Raw genomic sequence first — 17,842 nt, 5'->3', positions numbered from 1 at the left:
GGCGTCGTCCGCGGTGCGACCGGGCGCTGTGCGCGCGGCAGCGGCGGTGGGGGCGCCCGCTGCCGACGGCGGCACCGCCAGCAGCTGCCGCGTGCCGAGCAGCCGCATCATCCGGCCCCACTGCGCGTCGCCGAGCCGCGCTCCGAAGTGCGCGGCGTACTCCGTGCCGATCTCGCCCAGGGAGCGCGTGCCGTCGAGGCGGGCGATGATGAAGTGCTCCTTCGGGCCGACCTCCAGCCGTACTCCGGTCTCGGGGTCCTTGAGGAGGTGGACGACCGCGGGGCCGCGGGTCAGGGGCGGGCCGACGAGGATGCCGGGGCGCAGCGCGGGGCGCGCGGCGAGCAGCGCGCCGCTGGTGGCGGTCATGGCGCCGCCGTGGGCCGGGGCTCGCGCAGCGCGCGGGCCAGGACGTAGGAGAGGAAGGCCTCGTCGCGGACGGACACCGACAGCCGGTTGTTGGTCATGTGCATGTACGGCGACAGCAGCATCGGCAGGGCCTGGTCGGGGTCGTCGACGGGCAGGTCGCGCGTGCCGTCCCAGGAGCGGAAGACCAGGTCCCCGGCCTGGGCCAGGGCGACGACGCGCTCACGCAGGTCGAGGCAGTGCTCGGCCCATCCGGCGAGGAGGCTCGGCAGCCGCTCGGGCGCGGGTTCGGCGACCGCGGCGCGGATGTGCTGGAAGCGCTCGGGCAGCGCCTCCATCGTGCGGTAGGCGCGGTCGTAGCCGTCCTGCGCGGTGTAGTTGGTGGTGGCGAAGGCGGAGTTCCAGAAGTCGTGGTAACGGTCCAGGAAGGCGAGCAGCGCGTCCTCCTCGCGCAGCAGGCAGCCGGACATGGTCATCATCAACTGGGCGGCCACGCCCAGCAGTACGGTCCGCAGGTGCAGGTTCATCGAGCCCGCCGCGCCGGAGACCAGTTCGCTGGAGCGCTGGAAGTGCCATTCGGCCAGCTCCACCCCGGCGGGGCCGCCGTACTTGCCGTACTCGGGCTCGTAGGGCTCGGGGCTGAAGGAGTTGTTGGGCCGCAGCTTCATGTGGCCCTCGGCGTCGACCAGGCCCGCGGGCGCGCCGCCGGGGTATTCGAGGGCGAAGAGCGTCTGGTAGAGGTCGGCCATGAAGCCGCCCTTGACCTCGTAGAGGGCCGGGCGCTCGCGCAGGAACGTCTCGATCGCCGCGGTCGCCCGCTCGGCGACGGCGGCGGAGGCTTCCGCCGAGGAGGGGCGCAGGCGCAGCCGGATGTGCGGGCCCTCCAGCCAGTAGTTGATGAAGAACCAGCCGTCGAGCAGGCCCTCCGCGGTGAGTTCGGCGACCAGCGGGCGCGCGCAGCGCTGGAGGAAGGGCCGCGGGCTGGCGGCGTAGAAGACGTGGTAGGCCTGCCACGCGCCGCGCGTCCCGGCGGCGGCGCGGGTGGTGTCCTCGGTGGTGTCCTCGATGGCGCCCTGGCTGATGCCGTGGGTGATGCCGTGGGTGGTCATACGGCGGGGTCCTGCCTTCCTGGCCGGGCCGCGGCGGCGGGGTGGGCCGCGCGGGGGACGATTTCCACGGCCAGTTCGGCGACGTGGTGGCCGCGGGGGGAGCGCACGTGCAGCTCGTCCTCGCCCGGCAGCATCTCCTCGAAGACCGCCTTGTGGCGGCCGCCGTCGGTCAGGGCGTGCAGCGCGAGCAGCGACAGCGGGCTGTCGAAGTCGACGTAGTGCGGCTTGGATCCGCCGAAGACGGCGCCGACGCCGCCCGCGTCCGCCGCCCGTTCCTCGTGGACGGTGGCGAAGACCCGGTCGGGCAGGCCGTGTTCGTGCCGCCAGCGCTGCCATGCCAGGTAGGCCGCGGCCTCGTCCGTGCCTGCCGGGCGGGCCGGGAGCGCGCCGGGCGCGGCCGTCCAGGACCTGCGGTGCAGGACCAGGCCGCGGTAGCGGACCCGGGGCCGGGAGGTGACCCCGGCGCGGTCCGGGCCTTCGGGCACACCGCGCCAGGCGTCGACGGAGGCGCGGGAGGTGGGTGAGAGCAGCAGCAGGGTGCGCGGCACCTCGGGCAGCACCATCGGCACGAGGTAGCCGAGGTAGAGCGGCACGACCTCGGCGTCCAGCCGCCGCGAGCGCAGCACCAGCCGGTCGGCGTCGGCGTCGTGCTCGGCGTAGAGGTCGTCGAGGTCGATCCGGGCCTCGGGCGGGGCGGTGCTGGTCTCGCCGGGGCAGACGATCTCGTGGTCGGTGAGCCGGCCGTGCAGGTTGAGGTTGGTGGTGGCCGAGCCCGCGGTGATCTCGGCGAAGACCGCGCCGGGCGGCTGCCATTCCCGCAGCTGTGCGCGCAGCCGCTCGGTGAGCCCTTCGGCGGGGACGGCGTCGGGGACGCCGTGCGCGGCCGCGTCGTCGAAGCAGTGGGTGAAGCGGGTGAAGGGGAAGGCGAGGCCGCCGTAGGAGTTGTTGAGGACCACGAGCGGGTCGCCGTCGCGCCGGGCGAGCTGGAGGAAGTGGCTGTGCGGGGCGAACGGGCGGCCGAGGGGGGCGAGTTCGGTGCGGACGGCGGCCACCGTGTCCTCGTCCAGGCACAGTTCGGGCTCCCCGTCGGGGTGGGCGGCCCATGCCTCGCGCATCCGCCGGGTGAATTCCGCGCGGGCCCGGTCGAGCGCGGCGACCTCGGGCATGCCGAGCCAGTTCTCCTCGGGGGCGGGGCTGCCGTCGGCCGCCCAGGGCGACTTGGTCGAGGTGAACTGCAGGTACTGCGTGAAGATGTCCTCGTGGAAGTCGTGGACGAGCCGCAGCAGGTCGTCGCAGCGCCCGCCGCGCCCGTAGCGGGCGAGGAAGAAGCCCTTGAGGGTGAGCCGTTGCGGCAGTGCCACGTCGAACGCCGGGAGGATGCCGTGCAGTTCGTGCAGCGGCGCGGCAGCCAGTTCCTCCCACTGCGCGAGATCCGCGGTGACGCCGTCCTCCCGGACGTCCTCGTAGAGCAGGGTCTGCGGCAGCGCCGGGGACGGCGCGCCGAGGTCGGCCTGCACCGCCAGCAGGTCGCGGCGCAGGTCGCCGAGCAGCGCGCGGCGCCCCGCGGCGTCCGCGGCCGGGTAGCGGTCGACGAGCGCGGCGGCGCCGTCCAGCCGGGCGGCGAGCGGTTCGGCCCAGGGGCGTTCCAGGGCGCGCAGCGCGGCGGCGAAGGAGCGCAGGGGGTCGGTGGTGTGGACGTCGGTCTCCAGGCCGGTCATCTGGAGGATGCCGAGGTCCAGCAGGGTGCCCGCGTAGTGGGCGGCGTCCTCGGGCGCGGCGCCGGTCTGGGCGGTCAGCCAGCCGGTCAGCTCGGCGTGCCGCAGCCGGCCGCGTGCCCGGAAGAGCGCGGTCATTCGCTCCAGGGTGCCGCTGTTGCGCAGGAAGAACAGCCGGTCGTGGGCCGCGTCGAAGCTGACGGCGGCGCTGTCGTCGCCCGCGGTCACCGAGCGGCGGACGTAGCGGATGCGGTCCTCGTCGACCTCCCAGCCCGCCGAGAGGGTGACGGGCAGGTCGCCGCGCCGGCCCGGGTCGGCGGCGACCAGCTCGGCGAGCCGGGCCAGCACCACGACGTTGAGCCGCGGGTGGCTCGTCCAGCCGCCGCCGGTGCGCACCTCGGGTCCGGCGTCCGCGGCGAAGCCGCCCTCGGCCACGGCGGTGAAGGTGCTGAACGGGCTGGTCTTGCACGCCGTGCGGTAGAGGTACGCCAGCAGCGAGCGCTCCTTCTTGCGGGCGCGCTTGTCGGGGACGGGCGCGGTGTCGGCCATGAAGGCGTCGAGTTGTCCCTCCAGCGTCGGGGAGGCCAGCGCGAGCCCGAGCCGCAGCCGCTCCTCACCGACCAGCTCCCGCAACCGGCCCCGGGCCGCGGCGAGTTCGGCGTCCACCAGCGGGCCCCCGGCGCGGGCGAGCGCGTCGAGCCGCAGCCGGGCGTCCAGCCAGCGCAGCAGCAGCCCGCCCGTGCCGTCACCGCCACCGTCACCGCCACTGCCACCGTCACCGCCATCGCCGTCCGCTTCCGCGGCGAGGCTCCGTACCGCGTCCACGTCCTGCGGCAGGCGGCCGTTGAAGACCGCGCGGCGCAGCGCGAGCACCGTACGGCGCCGCGCACCGTCCTCGGTGGCCTTCACCAGCACGGTCAGCGGGTCGTTCAGCTCGTCCGCGAGCCGGGCGGCGTCGCGCTCGGCGGCGAGCGTCCCGGCGGCCCAGTCGCGGGCCGCGGGGCTGCGCAGGCTGTGCACGGCCTCCACCGGCAGCCCCGCCACGCGCAGCATGAAGCGGCGGTGCAGGTGCCAGTCCCGCGGGGTGTTCCCGCTCTCCGGCGCGGCGTCGTCGACGCTCATGCCGCTCCCTTCTGTGCCCGGGACCGCTGTCCGGCCCGGCCCGTGTCGTCGTCGGATACGTCGCCGTGCACGGCGTCAGGCGATCTCGTGGCGGAAACCGGCGGGGCGGGGGCGCTCGTGGCCGATCATCATGATCAGCAGCGGCACCTCGCCGGTCGCCTCCAGTTCGAGTTCCTCGGTGAAGGAGATCGCGTCGAAGCCGAGCGCCACCCCGCAGGACAGCCCGGCGGCGGCCGACGCGGTGTAGACGGCCTGCGAGATCCCGCCGATCACCGCGTTGACCAGCCGGTACCCGCGGTCGCCGACGGCGTCCAGCACCGCGTGGGTACGGGCGGCGGGCACGATGACGGCGGCGGCCTGCTCCAGGTTGTAGTTGGCCAGGAAGTAGTTCTCCTGGAGGAAGGCGCCGGACGGCCCGGCCTTCAGCAGCCGCAGCGTCCCGTCCGCCGTGTCGTGCAGGTAGATGCCGGGGGCGACGCCGTCCACGTGGTTGACGAAGACGTAGCTGCGGCTGAGCGAGCCGGTGTCCGGCGTCTCGGCGTCGCTGTCGAGGGTGCCCGCCGCGGCGATCGCGGCCAGCACCGTGGACAGGTCCCGCGCGGGCAGCGGCCGGGTCGCCTGGAAGCGGCCGAAGCTGCTGCGGCGGGCGCGCAGCGCACTGCTCACGGGGGTGTCCAGCGGGCGCGGCGCGGGCAGCGCGACGCGGTCGCCGCCGTCCGGCACCGGCGGCGCGAGGGCGGTGTCCAGCGCGCCGGGCGCGGGGCGCTCGGCGGCGCGGTCGAGCGTCGCGGCGTGCATGCGCCGCACCGTCTCGAAGGTCATGGTGACGTGCGAGCGCTCCTGGTCGGTGTGCCGCACCCGCGGGGCCGCGGCGCTCGCGGGAACGGGGACGGGGACGTCGGCGGGCGGCGCGGCGGGGCCGGGAGCCGGGGCCGGGGCGCCTTCCCAGGCGAGCGGGACGACTGCGAAGACGCCCTCCTCGTCCTGCCCCAGGCCCAGCAGGCGGCCGAGCCGCGCCTCGTCGAACCAGAACGCCGGGCCGACGCGCAGCCCGTGGGCGGCGGCCCAGATCCGCCAGGTCTGCAGCAGCGCGCCGGTGTCCATCGTGACGACGTGGTAGCAGAAGCTGTTGTACTTGAAGGCGTTCTGCCAAAAGCGCACGCCCAGGACCAGGAACTGGTCGTGGCCCGCCCAGCGCGCCCCGCCGCCGAGCGCCGCGCGCACCTCGCCGCTCACGTCACCGGCGAGCAGCCGCCGCAGCGCGTGGTGGGGGGTGTCGTAGTAGTAGACGCCGGGCGTGAGCGGGCCGGAGGGCCCGGCGACCCAGTGCACCCCGACGGGGTAGAGGCCGCCGCCCGAGGCGCTGCCGCGCGACCAGTTGGCCTGCGTGTACATCGGCAGGGTGCCGAGGTCGGAGTTGGCCTGCACCGCGAGCCGTCGCCCGACCAGGCCGTAGGACTCCTGGAGCATCCCGGCGAGCAGCGGCAGGGTGAACGCGCCCCCGGTGTCCGGGCCCTGGGGCCCGTCCGCTCCGAACAGGCCGCGCTGCACGGTCGCTTCGGGGTCGGCGACGGCCTGCGGCAGCGGGAGCGCGGCGGCGCCGGGGAAGTGCTTGCCCTTGCGCGGCCGGTCGGCCCAGTCGGGTACGAAGTCGGCGGGCTCCATGGGATAACGGCCCCGCCGGACGATGGCGGTCGCGTACTCATGGGCGAATCCCACGGGCGTTTCCTCTCTGCGCGTGCGGTGCGGGTCTTCGGGGCGGTGCGGCCTTGGGTGGCGCGGGCGTTCGCGGTGCGGGCGGTACGGATGGCGCGGGGCGGCGCGGGCGGCGCTCGGTCCCACGGCCCGGCCGGTCAGGGGAAGGGGTGCGGTGCGGGGTTGAGGTCGGCGGGGGTCAACTCCCGCTCGCGCAAGCCCGCTTCGTGCAGGGCCGTGCGCGTACGGGGCAGGTGGCGGGCGCGCTGGCGGCGCCAGCCGAAGTCGATGGGCAGCAGGCCGGGCACGAGGACGCTCGCGGTGTGCAGGCCGAGGTCGCGCTGCTCGGGCATCGTCTGGTCGACCACGACGACGTCGAAGCCCGCCTTCGCGACCGCCCCGACGCACGTCTCGACGTCGTCGCGCAGGTCGGTGCCCGGCGTGAGCGTGCCCGGACCCGTCGCGGCGAGGTCGGCGAGGGCGACGCGCGGGCGGTCGCCGCGCAGCAGGAAGGCGGCGTGCTCGGCCATCTCCGGCAGCCCGTACATCAGCGGGTGGTCGTGCAGCACCTGCACGCGGTCGAAGTCGGCGGCCAGCGCGCGCAGCCGCCGCTCGTCGCGCGCGGTCCGGCGGCGGAGGTTGACCGCGTCGGTGGCGATCTCGCACAGTCCGCCCGCGAGCGCGGACTCCGGGTCCAGGCCCGCGCCCGCGCCGAAGCACAGGCGGCCGAGGCCGCCGTCGACACGCTCGGCGACCGCCGTCACGACCGGGATCGGAAAGCTGATCCGGGTGTCGAAGAAGCGGGCCCGGTAGCCGTACATCGCCAGCCGGTCGATCGTCGCCCGGGTCTGCGGGTCGCGCGACGTGCTGGCGTCGATCTCGGGGAGCCGGGCCTGCCCGAACCACGCGAGCAGGAAGGCGTCGCGCTCCACGACCTCCATCAGCCCGTGGTAGACAGCCTCGGCCAGACTCCCGCCCGACGCGCAGCCGTTGGAGCTCTCCTGCACGAAGCGGCGCCGCAGGCCGCCGGGCGCGTGGTAGTAGACCAGGATCTCCGGGACGAGCACGGGCAGCCGGTCGCGCAGCGACCAGCCCCACACCCACGGGACGGGCCGCGCCGGGTCGAAGGGCCGCACGTCCGGCTCCGCGCGGTGGAAGGCCTCGTCGTACAGGCCGCACTGCCGCGGGTCCACGAGCGTGTGCTCGGCGGCGAGTTCGTCGTACGCGGCGACGACGGCGGTGCGCTTGCCGCGCGGGCGCATCCCGGCGAACCGCTCCAGTCCTTCGAGCAGGCCGACACGCTCGCTGGAGCGGTAGCGCGCGGTGTGCCCGCCCCAGAAGCACTCGCGCAGGTAGTCGCCCGAGCGCAGCAGGAACGAGCCCACGGTGGAGGACGTGGACGCCGAGATGAGGTCCGGCACCACGGACGGGCCCAGCATGCCCGCCGCCGGGTTGACGAACGCCTCGAACGGCACGTCGTAGTCGTCGGCCGGGCGCAGCCGGAAGACGTCGGGCGCGGGCTTCGGCGCGGGCGCGAGGTCGAGCCGGGCGCCCTGCGCGGTGTCCGCCGGGCGCATCCCGCAGTCCGGGCACTCGGCGTCCGGGACGAACGCGAAGCGCGTCACGCACAGCGTCTCGGCGTCCACGAGGAAGGCGTACGGGTGCCGGCCGCCGCGGCCGCCGTCCGGCCGTTCGCGGTGCGCGGCGACGAGCGCGGCCACCGCGTCGATCCCGAACGCCGTCTCCACCGGCCCGGCCCCGGCCGCCCGCGTCCCGGCCCCCGTCTCCAGCGCCTCCCGCAGCGCCCGCGCGCGTACCCCCTGCCACCGCCGCACCAGGCACCGCCCGCACCCCGCTCCCCCGCCGGGCACGAACGGCCCGACGAGCACGAGGTGCCCGTAGCGGAAGACCCCGACGGCGCCGCCCGGCGCCCGCGCGCGGCCGGAGTACGCCTCGGACCCGTCCGGTCCCGCGCCCTCGCCCCGTTCCTGCCCGGCGGCGAAGCGGTGGGCGGCGCCCTCCGACGCGCCGCCGCCTGCCCGTCCTTCGGCGTCCGCGCCGGACTCGCCGCCGACGGCGAGTTCGTCCCGCACCCCGAGGGCGCCGACCACCACCTCGGGCCCGCGCCCGCCGGTCAGGGCGCGCAGGCTCGCGACGAGGCGGTCGGCGAGGTCGGCGCAGAAGGCGTCGAGCGGCCCGCCGTGTCCGACCCGGGAGGCCGGACCCGGTCCGGCGGGGTCGTCCGTGGCCGCGGGCACGGCCGTCCCGCCGGACGGAGCGCCGGCGGCGATGCTGCCGTCGTGCGCCGGGGGTGCGGGCTCGGCCGCCGGGGGCAGGGGGCGGGTCATGCGCGGGGCTCGGCGAGGGTGAGGAGGACGCGGGCGGTGTGGATGCGGCCCGCGGTCAGGTCGGGGGTGTCGGCGGGGGCGGTCAGGATGTCGCGGCCCGCGGCGCGCAGGGCGGCGGCGGCCTCGGGCCAGGTGGTGTCGGCGGCCGGGGGCGCCTCGCCGCCCACCGCGAGGGCGGCCGGGTCGAGGTCGGCGAGCAGCGGGTCGCCCGGGTCGAGCGGGCGGCCGGTCTGCACGGCGCCGAGCAGGTCGCGCAGGGCGGCCAGCAGCGCGTCGCGGCGGCGCAGGGCCGCGGCGACGGTCCAGCGCGGCGCGCCGCCCGCCGGGTCGGCCGCGCGGGCCAGCACGACGGGCAGGGCGCCGCCGCCGAGGTCGAGGATCTCCAGGCCCGCGCCGAGCCCGGCGGCGGAGCGGAGCAGGAAGGTCAGTTCGGCGTCGTCGCCGTCCTCCTCCGGGGTCAGGCGGCGCACCTCGGCTGCGCCGCCCAGTGCCCGGCGCAGCGTGTCGTGGGCGAGGGCGGTGCGCAGGGCGCGGGCGACGGCGGCGGCCGGGGTCGTCCCGGCGCCGTTGCCCGCGGACGTGGCCTCGACCTGGCGCGCCTGGTTGTCCGGGCCGAAGGGCCGCAGTGCGGCCGCGGGCACGAGCACCGTCTCGCCGGTGAGCAGCGACGTCACCGGGCACCAGCGGGCGACCGGTTCGGCGGGTGCGCCGAGCCCGGAGGCGAGGGCGAGCCTGTCGGCCGCGACCGTGCGCCATTTGCCGCGGGCGGCCTCCAGTTCCGGCCCGGTGAGCGCGCCCCGCACGGGCACGACGTGCTCGCCGTACATCTCGGCGGCGCGCAGCAGCGCCCGCAGCCGGGCCCCGGCGACGTGGTGGACGTCGAAGGCGGTGATCTCGCGGCGCTCCCGGTGGCCGGTGCCGAGCACCACCGTGCTCACCTTGAGCGGGGTCTGCGTCCAGTCCTCGTCGGCGTAGGCGGCGAAGACCCCGGCGCGCGGCTGGACGAGCACCGAGCGGCCGGAGATCTCGGCGAGCGCGGCCTGTGCGGCGTCCTCCTCCTCGGCCCCGCTGCCGACGGGGCCGCCCAGCGGTGAGACGGCGGCGTCGCCGGTGGCGGCGGAGCCCGGCAGGTCGGTGAGCCGCACCGGGGTCTCGGCGGCGGGTGCGGCGGGGGCGCAGTGCGGGCAGCGGGGGTGCGGCAGCAGCGGTTCGGCGACGGTGTCGAGGGAGTCGGTGTGCTGGATCAGCAGCTGGTTCTCTGTCTCGGCGGGCAGGACGCCGGTGGTGCGGCGGAAGACCTCGTAGCCCAGCAGGTTGCCGACCATCGCGGCGAGCGGCCCGGCCAGGCCCTGGGCCGCCGGGTCGTAAGGGCCGCCGGGGGCGGCGGCGCTCCACAGGTCGGCGGCGGCGCCCGGTTCGCCGTTGGCGCCCAGCCGCAGGGCCGCGCAGGTCCAGCAGCCGCTGCCGTCCCGGGTCATGAGCGGGCCGATGACGACGGAGTCGCCGTAGGGCCAGGCGGGCAGCAGGGTGCGTCCGGCGGGTATCCCGGCGTCCAGCAGCGGGGCGAGCCGGCGTGGGCCGTGCGGGCCGGTGAGCAGTACGAGGTCGTGGCCGTCGAGGTCGTCCCAGGTGGGTCCGCCGGGCGGCGGGTCGAGCAGGGTGACCTCGGCGGGGCAGCCTGCCTCGCGCAGGGCGGCCGCTTCGGCGAGGACGTCGGCGAGGCCGCTGCCGGGGCGGTCGAGGGCTCGCGGTACGGCGACGGCGGCGCAGCCGTTGCGGATCAGGCTGAGCGCGGCCCAGCGGGCGACGGCGTCCTCGCCGAGCACGGCGACCCGGGTCTGCCGGAAGCGGCGGAAGCGGTCGGCGGCGCCGTCGGTGTAGTGGTCGATGTAGTCGATCTGCGCGGCGAAGCGTTCGGCGACCGTGTCGCCCACCGCGTCCGGTGCGTCCTGCGCGGGCTCGGCGGCGCGGGCGAAGCCACGCGCGTAGAGCGTGCCGACGAGCTGGACGACCATGTCGCGCTGCTTGTCGCCGAGGCCGTTGCACAGCTCGGCCACCGTGTGGTCGCCGGTCAGGTGCGGGACGATGACGGTCGCGAAGCGGTAGGCGGAGGGCATGACGACGCTGAAGCCGCCGCGCGCGTTGTGGAAGTGCACGCCGGTGGGCGTCTGGGTGTAGAGGACGTCGCGGCGGATCCGCGGCCTGGTGCCGGCGAGTTCGTCGTAGGTGGACGCCATGTCAGTCACGCCTCCGTGGGGTGCGGTCCTGCGGCCCGGGGCCGCTGCGGGTCGGTGGGGGTGGGGCGCCCGTCGCGGGCGGGCGCCGGGGGTGCGGGGCTCCGGCCGCCGGGTGCGCCGGCGGCGGCCGGGGGGCCGGGGGCCTGGGCGCACGGGGCCGGGCGCGGGGAGGCCGGGGCCTCCGTGTGCGAAGCCGGGGGCGGGGGCGCCGGGGAGCCGGCGGTCTCCGGGGGCGGGTCCGGGGGCGCCGGGCCGGGGGCGCTCGTGGCGGGCCGGGCCGCGCCGACACCGCCGGCCGCGGCGGCGCGGGTGAAGACCCGCAGCAGCTCGTGCACCCGGTAGCGCCCGCTCGGCTCCTCCTCCAGCAGCCCCGCGCCGACGAGGCTGTCCAGCACCCGGCCGCCGTCCACGGCCTCGTCGGGAGCCGGGTCCGCACCGGCCGCCGCGGGCGCGGGGCCCACCGGGGCGGGCGGCGGCTGCCACGGCGGCCGGGCCTCGGCGCTGCCGGACGACTCGCCGCGCAGGATGGCCAGTTCGAGCCGCTGGAGGGCGGGCCCGGGATCGACTCCGAGGGTGCTCGCCAGATGCGACTTGAGCCGCCGGTACTCGGCGAGTGCCTCGGCGCGGCGGCCGGTCCGGTCCAGCGCCTCCATCAACTGCTCGGTGAAGCGCTCGTGCAGCGGGTGCGCGTGTGCGGCGGAGCGGATCTCGGCGACCGCCTCCCGGCACCTGCCGCACTCCAGTTCGAGATCGAAGACGCGCTCGATGGCGCGCAGCCACTCCTCCTGGAGCCGGGGCAGTTCGTCGCGGTGCAGCAGGTCGGAGGGGACGTTGGTGAGCAGCGGCGGCTGCCACAGCGCCAGCGCGGCCCGCAGCAGCCGCAGTTCGGCCTCCGGTTCGGCCGCGTCGTAGGCGGAGCCGAGGAGTTCACGGAAGCGGACGAGGTCCAGCGTCCCGGCGTCCGCGGTGAGCCGGTAACCACCGGGCACCGCCTCGATCATATTGCCGGAGATGCCGTACTTACCGAACAGCCGGCGTAAGCGCAGAACGCAGCTGTGCAGCGCGGACTTGCCCTGGGCGGGTGTCTCCTCGCCCCAGATGACACGCTGCAGGAATTCGACGGAGACCACCGAATTCGCATTGAGCAACAATGCAGCCAGAAGTGCCGCGGGCCGCGAGGGCTGAAGCACCACGGATTCACTGCCGTCCGCCACCGCCAGCATTCCGAGAACCGTGAAACGGGTGTGACCTGCGGCTTGCGGCAGCCGCCCCGCATTCTCCGGAGCTATTCCCGTACCGTTTTTGAGACCGTTTTCGAGCGTGTTGTGCCAGACCACCACACCACCATCCCCGTAGCCCCGTACGACCACGGCCACCGCCTCCCCGGTGTGCTTGGAGGCGGAGCGGACAACCCCGGCCGATCAGGCCGTTCGCGGTCACGGAGGACAGTACGGCAATGCTCTTTACCTTGTCCAGCAATTGTGGCCGATTCCTTGCCGCCGATCGAGCAGTGCGCGCCACCTGCCCGTTCGCCGAATCCCGGTCACCAAACAGGACCAACCGGGCCGCATCGCTCGGGCACGGAAGCGAGCAATCGGACATAACTCGCAGTTATTACGGGCGTGTGTTTGCAGCGTTAACCAGCCGTTCTTCGCGCGGCGGCTTTACCTGCGGCATCGCCAAGTCGGCGGCAATTCAGAAGAAGTACCCTGCGCGGCCAATTCCTAATCATCGCCGCGGGTCGGGCGGCCGCCGGCCCGGGACGGGCCGGGCGCACCGGCGGTCGCGCACGGTGACGCAGCGTTCCGCCGGGACCGACACACAGTCGCGCCAACCACCCACCCGGAGGCGGCACTTCCTGCACTATGGGGGTGACGACGCCGATCGGAAGTGGTGACCGCCATGGCAGCGGAGAGCGTGCCGGTGCGCTGCCCGGCCTGCCGCCGTGACCATACGTACACGGCGCCGACCTACCCCTGCCCGTGCGGGGCGCCGCTGTGCCTGCCGGTGCTGCGCGGCGGTCCGCCGGTCGAGGTCGTGCACCGCTCCTGGGACGAGTCGTGGGTGCGGCTGCGCTGCCCCGGCTGCGGGCGCACCGACCAGTGGCCGCGGCCCGAACTGGGCTGCTCCTGCGGCGCGCTGATCCGCCTGCCGGTGGACGACGAGGCCGCCGAGGCGTCCGGTCCGCTGCACTCCCCCGGCGGCAGCGCGCCCGCCCCGGCCGGGACGGTACCGCCGCCGACCACCGCCCGGCCGCCGTTCCGTCCCGTCACCATCCGCACCGGGCGGGACGCGCTCACCGCGGCCGCCCAGTACCTGAAGTGGCTCGGCTTCGCCGACGTGCGGCTCGCGGGCGACCGCACCGCCAACGGCATCGACCTGCGCGGCCGGGGCCTGGTCGCCCAGGTCGATCCCAGCACCCAGCCGACGCCGGTGCGCGACGTCGAGTGCCTGTGGCTCAACTGCGCCAACGAGGACGCGGTCGGCGCGTTCTTCTCGCTCGCCGGTTACGCGTACGAGGCGCGGCTGCGGGCCGACCAGCTGGGCGTGCCGCTGTTCGTCATGGACCTCACGGGCACCCCGCAGCCGGTCAACCCGGCCGCCGACGCGCTCATCCAGTCCGGTCCGCCGGAGCCCGGCCGGTCCTGACCCGCGGCGGTCAGGGCGCGTCCGCGGCGGGACCGAAGTCGGCCCGCAGCTCGATCTTGCGGACCTTGCCGCTGACCGTCATCGGGAAGGCGTCCATGACGCGCAGCAGCCGCGGGACCTTGAAGTGGGCGAGCCGCCCCTCGCAGTAGGCGGCGATCTCCTCCAGCGTCGGCGGGTCGGCGGCGTCGCGCGGGATGACGCACACCGCGACCTCCTCCCCGTACGTGGCGTCGGGCACCCCCACCACCTGCACGTCGGAGACCTTGGGGTGGCCGTACAGGAATTCCTCGACCTCGCGCGGATACACGTTCTCGCCGCCGCGGATGATCATGTCCTTGATACGGCCGACGACCGCGAGGTAGCCGTCGTCGCGCATCACCGCGAGGTCGCCGGTGTGCATCCAGCGGGCGGCGTCCACCGCCTCGGCGGTGCGCTGCGGCTCGTCCCAGTAGCCGAGCATCACCGAGTAGCCGCGCGTGCACAGCTCGCCCGCGGTGCCGCGGGGCAGGGTGACGCCGGAGACCGGGTCGACGACCTTGACCTCGATGTGCGGCAGCGCCCGCCCGACGGTCGCGGTGCGGTGCCCGACCGGGTCGTCCCGCCGGGTCTGGGTGGCCACCGGGGAGGTCTCCGTCATGCCGTAGCAGATCGACACCTCCGCCATGTGCATCTCGCTCATCACGCGCTTCATGACCTCGACCGGGCACGGCGACCCGGCCATGATGCCGGTGCGCAGCGTGCTGAGGTCGTGGTCGGCGAAGTCCGGCAGCGCCAGCTCGGCTATGAACATCGTCGGCACCCCGTAGAGCGAGGTGCAGCGCTCCTGCGCGACCGCGCGCAGCGTGGCGGCCGGGTCGAAGGACCGGGACGGGATGACGACGCAGGCCCCGTGCGAGGTGGCGGCCAGGTTTCCCATGACCATGCCGAAGCAGTGGTAGAAGGGCACCGGCAGGCAGATGCGGTCCTGCTCGGTGTAGCCGACCGTCTCGCCCACGAAGTAGCCGTTGTTGAGGATGCTGTGGTGGGACAGCGTGGCGCCCTTGGGGAAGCCCGTGGTGCCCGAGGTGTACTGGATGTTGACCGGGTCGTCGCAGCTCAGCATCACCTCCGCGGCGGCCGGCAGGTCCTCGTCGACACCGGCGCCCGCGGCCAGCAGCGCGTCCCACGACGGGTCGTCGATGTGCACGGTCTCGCGCAGGTCGGGGCAGCTGCCGTGCACCTCGGCGGCCATCGCGCGGTAGTCGGTGCCGCGGTGCTCGGCCGTGGCGATGAGCAGCGAGACCCCCGACTGCCGCAGCGCGTAGGCCAGTTCGTGCAGCCGGTAGGCGGGGTTGACGTTCACCATGATCGCGCCGAGCCGGGCGGTGGCGTACTGCACCAGCACCCACTCCGGGCAGTTCACCGCCCAGATGCCGACCCGGTCGCCCTTGCGCACCCCGCGCCCGGCAAGCCCGCGCGCCACCTCGTCGACCGCCCGGCCGAACTCCGCGTACGTCCAGCGCCGCCCGCTCGGCACGTCGACGAGCGCCTCCCGGTCCGGGTGGGCCGCGATCGCGCGGTCGAGGTTGCGGCCCACGGTGTCGCCGAGCAGCGCGGTCGTCCCGGTGCCGTGCGCGTACGACGGCTCCGGTCCGCCGGGGGATCCCCCGGTGCGCGAGGGCGCCCCGTGCGGCTCGTCCGGCTGCTGCGGAACGTCCACCCAGGCCTCCTCGGCTCGCTCGGCCCGCGCCCGCCGCCCGGACGGTGCGCCGGTCCCGTGAACACCGTCAAGTGTGACTCCGCCCGCCCCGCCCCGTCGAGTGGAGCGCGCGGCGGGCGGCCTGCGCCGTCAGCGGAAGTCCTCCTCGCGGAATTCGGCGCTGCCGTCGTGCATCGTCGCCTCCCGCAGCTCGATCCGGCGGATCTTGCCGGACACCGTCTTCGGCAGCGGCGCGAACTCCAGCCGCCGGATCCGCTTGTACGGCGCGAGCACCGACCGGGAGTGCGCGAAGATCGCCTCGGCCGTCGCCCCGTCCGGCTCCCAGCCCTCGGCGAGCACCACGTACGCCTTGGGGATCGACAGCCGCAGCTCGTCCGGCGCGGGCACCACCGCGGCCTCCGCGACCGCCTCGTGCTCCAGCAGCGCGCTCTCCAGCTCGAACGGGCTGATCTTGTAGTCGCTGGACTTGAAGACGTCGTCGGAGCGGCCGATGTACGTGATGTAGCCGTCCGCGTCCCGGCGGCCGATGTCGCCCGTGCGGTAGTAGCCGCCGCCCATCGCCTCCGCGGTACGCCCCGGATCGCCCGCGTAGCCCGTCATCAGGCCCACCGGGCGGGCGGCCAGGTCCAGGCAGATCTCGCCCTCCTCGCCGGGCTCGCCCGTCACCGGGTCGACCAGGGCGACGGTGTAGCCGGGCGTGGGGCGGCCCATCGACCCGGCCTTGACCAGCTGCCCGGGGGTGTTGGCCACCTGCACGGCCGTCTCGGTCTGGCCGAAGCCGTCCCGGATCAGCACCCCCCACAGCCGCCGGACGTGCTCGATGACCTCGGGGTTGAGCGGCTCGCCCGCCGCGACGACCTCCCGCGGCGGGGTGGCCAGCAGGCTCAGGTCGGCCTGGATGAGCATCCGCCACACCGTGGGCGGCGCGCAGAAGCTCGTCACCCCGCAGCGCTCCATCTCGGCCATCAGCCGCGCCGGGTCGAACCGCGTGTAGTTGTGCACGAAGACCGTCGCCTCGGCGTTCCACGGCGCGAACAGGCTCGACCAGGCGTGCTTGGCCCAGCCCGGCGAGGAGATGTTCAGGTGCACGTCGCCCGGCCGCAGCCCGATCCAGTACATCGTGGCCAGGTGCCCGGCCGGGTACGAGGTGTGGGTGTGCTCGACGAGCTTGGGCTGCGCGGTGGTGCCGGACGTGAAGTACAGCAGCAGCGGGTCGGTCCCGGCCGTCGGCCCGTCCGGGGTGAAGCCGGGCGGCACCGCGTACGCCTCCTCGTACGCCAGCCAGGGCCCGGAGGCACCACCCACCGCGATCCGGGTGTAGTCGCCCGGCACGTCGGCGAACTTCGCGGTGTCCGCGGCCCGCACCACCGCGTGCCGCACCTCGCCGCGGCCGACCCGGTCGCGCAGGTCGGCGGGCCCGAGCAGCGGCGTCGCCGGGATCATCACGGCACGCAGCTTCATCAGCGCGAGCGCGCACTCCCACTGCTCGACCTGGTTGCCGAGCATCAGCAGCACCCGGTCCCCGGCCCGCACCCCGCGGGCGCGCAGCCAGGAGGCGACCCGGTCGGAGCGGTCCGCCATCTCCCGGAAGGAGATCATCGCCTCGGCGCCGTCCTCCTCCACGATCCACAGCGCGGGCCGGTCGTTGCCCGCGGCGATCACGTCGAACCAGTCGAGTGCCCAGTTGAACTGCGGCAGTTCGGGCCACCGGAAGGCCGCGACCGCCGCCTCGTAGTCCTCACGGTGCCGCAGCAAAACGTCCCGAGCAGCCCGGAATGCCCCGGTCGCGTCCGATACGGCCATGTGTCCTCCTCATGCACGTGCTCTCGGTAGCATCGTGCGCGAGTGACGTGGGTCTCACTACCCCCGGACGGGGGTGAGGAGGTGGGGCGGTGGACGGCAGCGCCGGAGAAGCCGTGGACGTACGGGCAGCACTCCTGCGGATGCGCAGGTCAGCCATGCTGCCCGTGACTTTCGGCGGGCTGGTGTCGCAGCCCGGCGCGGCGTACTTCCGGATCACCGAGCTGTCCGGCGCCGACACCGAGTCGCTGCGCGGCCTCCAGGTGCGCACCGGCAACGGCCTCGGCGGCAAGACGCTGGCCCTGCGCCGCCCCTACGCCGTCACCGACTACGGCTCCGCGCGCACCATCAGTCACGAGTACGACGCCGCCGTCGCGGGCGAGGGCCTGCGCTCGGTGCTCGCCGTGCCGATCGTCGTCCACCGCCAGGTCCGCGGAGTGCTCTACGGGGCGCTGCGGGAGGCCTGCATGATCGGCGACCGCCCGCTCGCCGCCGCGATGGACGCCGCGCGCGACCTGGAGCAGGCGATCGTCGTACGGGACGAGGTGCGGCGGCTGCTCACCTCCTGCCAGCAGCCCGTCGTCACGGCCAACCCCCGCGCCTGGGAGGAGGTCCGCGACGCGCACCGCGAACTGCGCGGGCTCGCCGCCCGCATCGGCGACCCGCACCTGCGGCGGGAGCTGCTGACCGCGTGCGCGCGGCTGGCGTCCGCGGCGGTGCCGGCGGCTCCCGCGCGGCGGGCCCCGGTCGCGCAGCTCACCGCGCGCGAGCTGGACGTGCTCGCGGCGATCGCCTCCGGCGCGACCAACGCGGGGGCCGCGGCGCGGCTGCGGCTCCAGCCCGAGACGGTCAAGTCGTACCTGCGGTCGGCCATGCGCAAGCTGGGGGCCCACACCCGCCTCGAGGCGGTCACCTCGGCCCGCCGTTCGGGGCTTCTGCCGTAGCCCTGCGGGCTGCTGCCTGCACCCGTGTGCCGCGGGCCCGCTTCCAGCCCTGCGGGCTGCCGCTTTCCGCCGTCCCGGGACCGTCCCTTTCGTCGTGGCTGGTCGCGCAGTTCCCCGCGCCCCTGAAAAACGCCTGATCTCCTCCCGCAGGGGCTCGTGTC

10 protein-coding genes are annotated in these 17,842 nt (G+C 75.4%); 2 read left to right on the top strand and 8 right to left on the bottom strand.

Annotated features, from left to right (window positions below):
- Positions 1-362 precede the first annotated feature (362 nt).
- From ACH4PY_RS10315 to ACH4PY_RS10290, 6 genes are all read right to left on the bottom strand, one after another.
- Positions 363-1,430 (bottom strand): lantibiotic dehydratase C-terminal domain-containing protein, encoded by a 1,068-nt coding sequence (locus tag ACH4PY_RS10315; RefSeq protein ID WP_398179315.1) that lies wholly within the window; start codon positions 1,428-1,430, stop codon positions 363-365.
- Positions 1,431-1,468: 38 nt separating this feature from the next.
- Positions 1,469-4,309 (bottom strand): lantibiotic dehydratase, encoded by a 2,841-nt coding sequence (locus tag ACH4PY_RS10310; protein WP_398178505.1) that lies wholly within the window; start codon positions 4,307-4,309, stop codon positions 1,469-1,471.
- Between the two features lie 75 nt (positions 4,310-4,384).
- Positions 4,385-6,028 (bottom strand): nitroreductase family protein, encoded by a 1,644-nt coding sequence (locus ACH4PY_RS10305; protein WP_398178502.1) that lies wholly within the window; start codon positions 6,026-6,028, stop codon positions 4,385-4,387.
- Between the two features lie 134 nt (positions 6,029-6,162).
- Positions 6,163-8,352 (bottom strand): TOMM precursor leader peptide-binding protein, encoded by a 2,190-nt coding sequence (locus tag ACH4PY_RS10300; protein WP_398178499.1) that lies wholly within the window; start codon positions 8,350-8,352, stop codon positions 6,163-6,165.
- A complete protein-coding gene (locus ACH4PY_RS10295; protein WP_398179312.1) occupies positions 8,349-10,589 on the bottom strand; it encodes a TOMM precursor leader peptide-binding protein in 2,241 nt (746 codons plus the stop codon). The genes ACH4PY_RS10300 and ACH4PY_RS10295 overlap by 4 nt, the downstream gene beginning before the upstream one ends.
- Positions 10,590-10,594: 5 nt before the next feature.
- Positions 10,595-11,812 (bottom strand): BTAD domain-containing putative transcriptional regulator, encoded by a 1,218-nt coding sequence (locus ACH4PY_RS10290; protein WP_398178495.1) that lies wholly within the window; start codon positions 11,810-11,812, stop codon positions 10,595-10,597.
- 679 nt (positions 11,813-12,491) lie between these two features.
- Here ACH4PY_RS10290 and ACH4PY_RS10285 point away from each other — a divergent pair.
- Entirely contained in the window at positions 12,492-13,238 is a 747-nt protein-coding gene (locus tag ACH4PY_RS10285; RefSeq protein ID WP_398178492.1) for a hypothetical protein, read from the top strand.
- Between the two features lie 10 nt (positions 13,239-13,248).
- On the opposite strand, the gene ACH4PY_RS10280 is transcribed toward ACH4PY_RS10285, so the two are convergent.
- Both ACH4PY_RS10280 and ACH4PY_RS10275 read right to left on the bottom strand, forming a co-directional pair.
- Entirely contained in the window at positions 13,249-14,814 is a 1,566-nt protein-coding gene (locus ACH4PY_RS10280) for an AMP-binding protein (protein WP_398179309.1), read from the bottom strand.
- A 252-nt stretch (positions 14,815-15,066) separates the two neighbouring features.
- Positions 15,067-16,740, bottom strand: a complete 1,674-nt coding sequence (locus ACH4PY_RS10275; RefSeq protein WP_398178489.1) for an AMP-binding protein — start codon at positions 16,738-16,740, stop codon at positions 15,067-15,069.
- A gap of 140 nt (positions 16,741-16,880) precedes the next feature.
- Here ACH4PY_RS10275 and ACH4PY_RS10270 point away from each other — a divergent pair, with 140 nt between their 5' ends.
- Positions 16,881-17,681, top strand: coding sequence for a LuxR C-terminal-related transcriptional regulator (locus ACH4PY_RS10270; protein ID WP_398179306.1), 801 nt, complete (start codon positions 16,881-16,883; stop codon positions 17,679-17,681).
- Positions 17,682-17,842: the final 161 nt, after the last annotated feature.

The organism is Streptomyces sp. NPDC021224 (assembly GCF_044332905.1).
Classification (GTDB): Bacteria; Actinomycetota; Actinomycetes; order Streptomycetales; family Streptomycetaceae; genus Actinacidiphila.
Note: the sequence above shows the minus strand (reverse complement) of the source record. Positions and strands in the feature narration are given on the sequence as shown.